Origin of the sequence: Oscillibacter sp. CAG:155 (genome assembly GCA_000436875.1) — a bacterium.
Taxonomy (GTDB): Bacteria; Bacillota; Clostridia; order Oscillospirales; family Oscillospiraceae; genus Oscillibacter.
Genome location: FR890913.1, coordinates 1 through 7550 on the forward strand (window position 1 = coordinate 1; position 7550 = coordinate 7550).

At 55.5% G+C, this 7550-nt stretch carries 9 protein-coding genes; 8 read left to right on the plus strand and 1 reads right to left on the minus strand.

Annotated features, from left to right (window positions below):
- The 7 genes from QZL67_RS06200 to QZL67_RS06230 form a co-directional block, all read left to right on the plus strand.
- Window positions 1-748: class I SAM-dependent RNA methyltransferase (locus QZL67_RS06200; protein ID WP_292919992.1), on the plus strand; the 748-nt coding region annotated here is incomplete at its 5' end.
- A 151-nt stretch (window positions 749-899) separates the two neighbouring features.
- A complete protein-coding gene (locus tag QZL67_RS06205) occupies window positions 900-1814 on the plus strand; it encodes a diacylglycerol kinase family protein (protein ID WP_022289882.1) in 915 nt (304 codons plus the stop codon).
- A gap of 162 nt (window positions 1815-1976) precedes the next feature.
- A complete protein-coding gene (gene groES / locus QZL67_RS06210; protein WP_022289883.1) occupies window positions 1977-2261 on the plus strand; it encodes a co-chaperone GroES in 285 nt (94 codons plus the stop codon).
- 80 nt (window positions 2262-2341) lie between these two features.
- Window positions 2342-3970, plus strand: coding sequence for a chaperonin GroEL (gene groL, locus QZL67_RS06215; RefSeq protein WP_022289884.1), 1629 nt, complete (start codon window positions 2342-2344; stop codon window positions 3968-3970).
- 403 nt (window positions 3971-4373) lie between these two features.
- On the plus strand, window positions 4374-5900 hold the full coding sequence (locus tag QZL67_RS06220; protein WP_022289885.1) for an ATP-dependent RecD-like DNA helicase: 1527 nt from the start codon (window positions 4374-4376) through the stop codon (window positions 5898-5900).
- A gap of 286 nt (window positions 5901-6186) precedes the next feature.
- A complete protein-coding gene (locus QZL67_RS06225; RefSeq protein WP_022289886.1) occupies window positions 6187-6522 on the plus strand; it encodes a helix-turn-helix domain-containing protein in 336 nt (111 codons plus the stop codon).
- Between the two features lie 23 nt (window positions 6523-6545).
- Window positions 6546-6758, plus strand: a complete 213-nt coding sequence (locus QZL67_RS06230) for a DUF5348 domain-containing protein (protein WP_022289887.1) — start codon at window positions 6546-6548, stop codon at window positions 6756-6758.
- Between the two features lie 61 nt (window positions 6759-6819).
- Here QZL67_RS06230 and QZL67_RS06235 read toward each other — a convergent pair whose 3' ends face one another.
- On the minus strand, window positions 6820-7053 hold the full coding sequence (locus QZL67_RS06235) for a helix-turn-helix domain-containing protein (protein ID WP_022289888.1): 234 nt from the start codon (window positions 7051-7053) through the stop codon (window positions 6820-6822).
- A 219-nt stretch (window positions 7054-7272) separates the two neighbouring features.
- Between QZL67_RS06235 and QZL67_RS06240 the strand changes: the two genes are divergently transcribed.
- Window positions 7273-7550 (plus strand): S-layer homology domain-containing protein (locus tag QZL67_RS06240; protein WP_292919994.1); only part of this gene is annotated, 278 nt, incomplete at its 3' end.

A 7550-nucleotide genomic window follows, 5' to 3' on the forward strand; every position in this document is an offset into this window, starting at 1 on the left:
CAATGCCTACGGCTGCGAGACGCTGCCGGAGACCGGCTCCCGCTACCAGATCCAGTTCGCCATCGTCAAGGACCAGGCCACGCTCTATCTGGACACCTCCGGCGAGGGGCTCTACAAGCGGGGCTACCGGGCCCGGAACATGGGCGCCCCCCTGAAGGAGACCCTGGCAGCGGCGCTGGTCACCCTCTCCCGCTACCGGGGGAAGGACCCCTTCTGCGATCCCTTCTGCGGCAGCGGCACCATCCCCATCGAGGCGGCCCTCATCGCGAAGAACCGGGCACCGGGCCTGGACCGGAGCTTTTCCGCCCAGCGGTGGAAAAACATGGACGCCAAGCTGTGGATGGACGCCGCCGACGAGGCGATGGACAAGGAGTTCCACGGCACCTACGACATCTGGGGCGGCGACATCGACCCTGCCGCGGTGGAGCTGGCTAAACACAACGCATCTCTCGCGGGCGTGGAGGACTGTATCCGCTTTGAAGTGGCCGACGCCGGCCAGTTCCACCGGGACAGCGAATACGGCCAACTGGTGACCAACCCGCCCTACGGCGAGCGGCTGCTGGAGAAAAAAGAGGCGGAGGAGCTCTACCGCGTCTTTGGCGCCGCCATGGCCAAGATGCCCCCCAAATGGCGGATTCTGGTGCTCTCCTCTCACACGGAGTTTGAGCGGTGCTTCGGCCGCCCCGCCGGGAAAAAGCGCAAGCTCTACAACGGCATGCTCAAATGTGACCTCTTCATGTATCCCTAATCCGTCCTTTCCGCCGGGCATCCGGCCCGCGATCAAGGGAGGTGCTCCATGCGCCACGTCTTTCTCGTCAATCCTGCCGCCGGGCGGCAGGACCAGACCGCCCGTTTCGCCGCCATGGCAGAAACCCTGCACCGACGCCACGGCCTGAACTGTGCGCTCCTGCGCACCGACGGTCCCGGCAGCGCCGAGGCGGCGGGCCCCCCCCCCGGCGGAACCCCGCCGCCTGGCAGAAACCGGAGAGCCGCTGCGGCTGTATGTCTGCGGCGGAGACGGCACGGTCCACGAGGCGGCCTGCGGCATCGCCGGGTTTTCCAACGCGTCCATGACCTGCATCCCCGCCGGCACCGGCAACGACCTGCTGCGCAATTTCGGCGCCGACGCCGCCCGGTTCCAGGACGCGGAAAATCTCTGGGACGGCCCTGCCTTTCCTCTGGATCTTATCGACTGCAATGGCCGGCTGTGTCTCACCATCGCCTGCAACGGCATCGACGCCCGGGTAGCTGACAGCGTCCGCCGCTTCTCCCATCTGCCGCTGCTCCAGGGCCGGGGCAGCTACCTTGCTTCTGTGGCGGTGAATTTCCTGTTCCGGGGCATCGGGCAGCACTGGCGGGTCAGCCTGGACGGTGCGGAGGAAGAAGGGGACTTTGCGCTTGAGGAAGAAGGGCACTTTGCGCTGTTCTCCATGTGCACCGGCCGCTACTACGGCGGCGGGTCCTGTCCGGTGCCGGAGGCCCGGATGGACGATGGCGTGCTCCACACCGTGCTGGTCCGGGCCGTGGGCCGCGTCACCTTCGCCCGGCTCTTCGGTGCCTATTCCGCTGGGCAGTACCGCCGCCTCCCCGCCGGACTCATCCGGGTGGAAACGCCCCGGGAGGTTCGGATTCAGGCGGACACGCCCTTCATTACCTGCCTGGACGGGGAGTGCTTCTCCTCTCGGAAAGTGACTATGCGTCTTTCCGAAAAGCGGCTGAACTTCTTCGGCCCCAAGGGGTGCAGCCCCAACGCCACCGCCGTCCCTGTCCCTGGGTCTCCCCGCAGGCACGCCGGCAGAGCCAATCCGGTTTGACCTTTCTTCACGATTTACAAATTCTTCACAGATTTTCTTCCTGAACCCCTTTACAAATGGAAATCATTGCGCTAATATATCAGCGTTAGCACTCGAGAGATATGAGTGCTAACGCTGAATTTGTTTTTTCAATTTTATGTTTTTCATAAGGAGGAATTCTCAATGAAACTCACCCCGCTTGCTGATCGCGTCATTTTGAAGACCGCTGAGCCGGAGGAGACCGTCAAAGGCGGCATCATCCTCACCGGCAGTGCTAAGGAAAAGCCCTCTGTGGCGGAAGTCATCTCTGTTGGCCCCGGCGGCAACGTAGACGGCAAGGACGTTGTTATGACCGTCAAGCCCGGCGACAAGGTCATCACCAGCCAGTATGCCGGCACCAAGGTGACCTTGGAGGATGTGGAGTATCTGGTGGTTCGCCAGAGCGACATCCTGGCCATCGTGGAGTAAACCCCTCAGGTTTTCCCCGGGCCCCTTTCGGGGCCACTCTGCAACGTAAACTCATCTTCTGAATTGGAGGTTCGATTATTATGTCTAAGCTCATTAAGCGCGGCGAAGAAGCCCGTAAGGCTCTGGAAACCGGCGTCAACACCCTGGCCGATACTGTCAAGGTCACTCTGGGCCCCAAGGGCCGGAACGTGGTTCTGGACAAGAAGTACGGCGCTCCCCTCATCACCAACGACGGCGTGACCATCGCCAAGGAGATCGAACTTGATGATCCCTTTGAGAACATGGGCGCTCAGCTGGTGAAGGAAGTCTCCACCAAGACCAACGATGTGGCCGGCGACGGCACCACCACCGCTACCCTGCTGGCTCAGGCCATGGTCCACGAGGGTCTGAAGAACCTGGCTGCCGGTGCCAACCCCATCGTGATGCGCAAGGGCATGGCCAAGGCTGTGGATGCCGCTGTGGCCGAGGTCAAGAAGCAGGCCAAGACCGTGGACGGCTCCAAGGACATCGCCCGTGTCGGCGCTGTGTCCAGCGGTGACGAGACCATCGGCAAACTGATTGCCGAGGCTATGGAAAAGGTCAGCGCTGACGGTGTCATCACCATCGAGGAGTCCAAGACCGCTGAGACTTACAGCGAGGTCGTGGAAGGCATGCAGTTCGACCGCGGCTATATCACCCCCTACATGGTGACCGATACCGAGAAGATGGAGGCCGATCTGGACGATCCCTATATCCTGATCACCGACAAGAAGATCTCCGTCATCAACGACATTCTGGACATTCTGCAGCAGCTGGTGCAGGCCGGCAAGAAGCTGCTGATCATTGCCGAGGACGTGGAGGGCGAGGCCCTGTCCACCCTGATCGTCAACCGTCTGCGCGGCACCCTGAGCGTGGTGGCCGTGAAGGCCCCCGGCTTCGGTGATCGCCGCAAGGAGATGCTGCAGGATATCGCCACCCTGACCGGCGGCACCGTCATCAGCGAAGAGGTTGGCCTGGAGCTGAAGAACGCCACCATCGACATGCTGGGCCGTGCCCGTCAGGTGAAGGTCACCAAGGAGAACACCACCATCGTTGACGGCGCCGGTGACTCCGCCGCCATCAAGGACCGTGTTGCCCAGATCCGTTCTCAGATCGCCAACACCACCAGTGAGTACGACAAGGAGAAGCTGCAGGAGCGTCTGGCCAAGCTGGCCGGCGGCGTGGCTGTCATCAAGGTCGGTGCTGCTACCGAGACCGAGATGAAGGAGAAGAAGCTGCGCATCGAGGATGCCCTGAACGCCACCCGCGCCGCTGTGGAAGAGGGCGTTGTGGCCGGCGGCGGCACCATCTTTGTCAACGTCATCCCCGCTGTGGAGGCTCTGCTGAACACCGTTGAGGGCGACGAGAAGACCGGTGTCCAGATCATCGCCAAGGCCCTGGAGGCTCCTATCCGTCAGATCGCTGCCAACGCCGGCCTGGACGGCTCCGTGATCCTGGAGAAGGTCCGCAACTCCGGCAAGAACGGCTACGGCTTCGATGCCTATAAGGAAGAGTACTGCGACATGGTCGCCAACGGCATCATCGACCCCGCCAAGGTGACCCGCTCCGCTTTGGAGAACGCCGCTTCTGTCTCCGCTATGGTTCTGACCACCGAGTCCCTGGTGGCCGACAAGCCCGAGCCCCCCGCGCCGGCTCCCGCTGGTGCTCCCGACATGGGCGGCATGTATTGATAAATGCCCAAAGCCCTTGAAACGACTGGGTTTCAACGTTAAGAAAAGCGGATTTACGCCAGACTTACGCCACAGACAAAGCGCATGATAGGGTAACAAAAGTCCGACACTCACAATTTTGTGGGTGTCGGATTTTTTGTTTTTTCAATTCGACGCTTGCTTCAGAGAGGGGGAAGTCATCTGTTGCAATAATAAAAAGCACCTAAGCACTTAGGTGACTCCCCAGTAAAAGGAGCATTTTTGACATGAGAGAAAATAAATGGCATACTATAATCAGAGATTGAGGAAGTATTTGTTTAAACCCAAGATCATATTTTTAAGATTCAAGGCAGTGATTCTAATTTATAGAATCACTGCCTTTTTACATATATTTAAAAATTTAAAACTAACGGAGGTTTCAGACATGAAAGATATGGAAGAAAAAGTGTTGTCAATCATCGAAGAGCACGAAAAAAACGGAGATGTATACCAAACCCGCGCAGGCATTATTGCCCGTGTCCAGGGACAATTCCCGGAAATCACTTCGGACGAAATCAGCTTGATCCTGGCTAATCTAAGTCAGTCTGGAAATCTTGTTCATATCGGCAATGAATATGCTATCACGGACACGCGCTATGACGAGGATCGGCTGGCCAGGATGATCGCTAAGGTAATCAGATGCAATACCCCATCCAGACTCATTGATGCAGAACACGCTGTAAGTACGGTCGAATCGCAACTGGGATTTTTCTTGTCTCAGTCTCAACAGGACGCGATTGTTGGAGCATTGAGCAGCCGCATGGCAATCATTACCGGCGGCCCCGGTACTGGGAAGACGACTGTTCTTCGTGCCCTCTGTGATGCCTTTGAGGCTTCCCAGGGCAAGGACACCAGCATCTATCTGATGGCTCCGACTGGCAAGGCCGCCCGAAGGTTGTTTGAACAGACGGGACGTCCTGCATCCACTGTGCATTCCATCCTGTACGCACAAAGGCATAATGAGGAGAGTATCCAAGCAGACCTTATCGTAGTTGATGAGGCGTCCATGCTGTCGATCCCGTTATTGGCTGAACTTCTCGGCAACACGAAATCGGATACTCAAGTTGTGTTAGTCGGCGATCCAGATCAGCTTCCCGCAGTTGGGCCGGGCCAGGTGCTCAAAGACTTAATTGCCTCTGGTTTGCTTGTGTATGTGCTAACAGATAATTTCCGGCAAGGGCCGGAAAGCATCCTTGCCGATAATGTATATCAAATCAGAAACAGATACACCAGCCTCACCTACGACCAGGATCATTTTGCGCTCATTGAATCTGAAAGTTCGCACGACACGGAGCAGTTGGCGTTATCGTTATATCTGTCGTTACGTGCACAGTACGGGAATCAAGTACAGATTTTAACGCCGGTTGGGTCTGCTGGTGGAGTATGCAGCGCGGCACGCCTCAACAAGCTGGTGCAGTCTCACCTAAATCCGCACACACCTCAAAAATTGGAGGTCATGGTGGATGAAACTGTATACCGTATTGGTGATCGAGTGATTCAATGCCAAAATAACGGAGTTGCCCGCAATGGCGATATCGGAACCATCGTCGGTATTGTGGGTGACAGCAGCATCACCGTCCAAATTCGCTTTGATTTTGGAGACGATGAAACCGTATGTTACCCAATCAGTGAGTTGGAACATAGCTTTTTGAATCTGGCCTATGCGTTAACCATCCATAAGGCGCAAGGGAGCGAATATGACTACGTAATTATTCCACTGTGCAAAGAACACATTTTCAGTTGGAGCAACAATATGGTTTACACCGCCATTTCTCGCGCCAAAAAGCGAGTTATTCTAGTCGGGAGCCGATGCGTACTTGATCGCGGCATTCGTCAACCTTTGCCTCCATGCCGGAGCAAGTTGGCCGACAAAATACATCAGTATTTAACCGCGAAAGAAAAAGCCGTGTGAGACAACTTGGGCGGCGCTCAACCAGAGCGCCGCCCTGCCGAGAGGAGTTCTACGATGGATTATCATGAGCCTCTTTTGCGTTGCAGATGCTTCGATCGGCCACCTTACATCTGTCCCCAGTGTGGCCGTAGGTCCAAGTTCTGTCTGCGACATGACGCCTATTACTGTCCATTATGCGATGTCTGGCTGGAGCCGGTATGCGGCTCTAAACAGTGCGAGTTCTGTAACGGACGGCCTCAATGGCCGTCCCAGGCTATCACAGAGCTGGATCAGAGGAGGGAAGGTCATGATTGATTACAACCAGTTGGGCCGCCGCATTCAGCGAATCCGGCATGAGCGCGGTCTTACCCAGGCCGAGTTGGCCGAGAGAGCCGACGTGTCGCCTCCGTACATCAGCCATATCGAGCGCGGTGTCAAAACCGCCAGCCTGGATACACTGGCAAAGATTGCGGAAAGTCTGGGGGTGGCATTAGACAGCTTGCTGTTAGGGCAACCGGGATCAGATCAGCATACTTATGGTGCAGAAATTTCTGATCTCCTGGATGAGTGTACTACAGTGCAAAAACAGATCATCTATGATATTGCCACTGCGACAAAGAGCATTTTGCGAAATTATTTATGAGCGGTAGATAAAGGAGAATGAAAATGAGGCAAGGTGTGTTAGTTCATGATCCAAAACAGGATCGAATGGATGTGCGTTTCGGCCTGGATGAATTTTACGGTGGACTGCATTGTGGACAGCCTTTGGATATTTGGCTCAAAAGCCGCTGGTATCCGACGAGAATTGAGAAATCCACGAACTGGTATTTGATTGGTGTAGATACCCACGACCTTGTGGGGCTCCGTGTTCGCATTTAAGCATTACAACAATTAATCACCCCCATGACTCAGAATTTTGAGTCATGGGGGTGGTTTGATTTTAGTCACTGTTTTCCAACAATTTTTCTGGCGGAATATCGAGTTCACGCGCAATCTTAAATAATGTCTCCAAACTGATCCCGCACACGATCCCCGGGGCCTCTACCTGGCCCAGAAATGCTGTAGACTTATCAATCCGTTCCGCAAGCTCTGCCTGTGTCAGTCCCGCCAGCTTACGATAATATGCGATTTTGATTCCGAGCCGCCGGTAGCGATCCGGGAATTCAGTTTTCACAGATACCACATCCTAGTTTAATAAGAAAATGGTATCATCATTTTGAACCAATATAAATTAAGTTAAACAGCAATATTATTAAGTTAAAACTAATAGTCCATTGATTTTACCTCGCAATCAATGCTATAATCTACTTGAAGAAAAGGAAAGAGAGATTTATAGTAGCCGCAGGACAAGAAATCAAAAACCAAAATTCAAATAGAAAGAGGTAAAATCAGTATGATGAGAAGAAAACTGTCCCTGGCGCTGGCGGTGATCTTGGCCGTCAGCCTGTTTACCCTTCCGGCGCAGGCCGCTGATAACCGCTTCACTGATGTCCCTGATTCCCACTGGGCTCACGACGCCATCGAGTATGTGGTCGATGAGGGCCTGTTCGCAGGCACCAGCGAGACGACCTTCAATCCTGAGGGCACCATGACCCGCGCTATGTTGTGGGTGGTTCTGGCCCGCATGGATGATGTCAACACCAATGCTTCCAGCGGCGAGGCATGGTATCA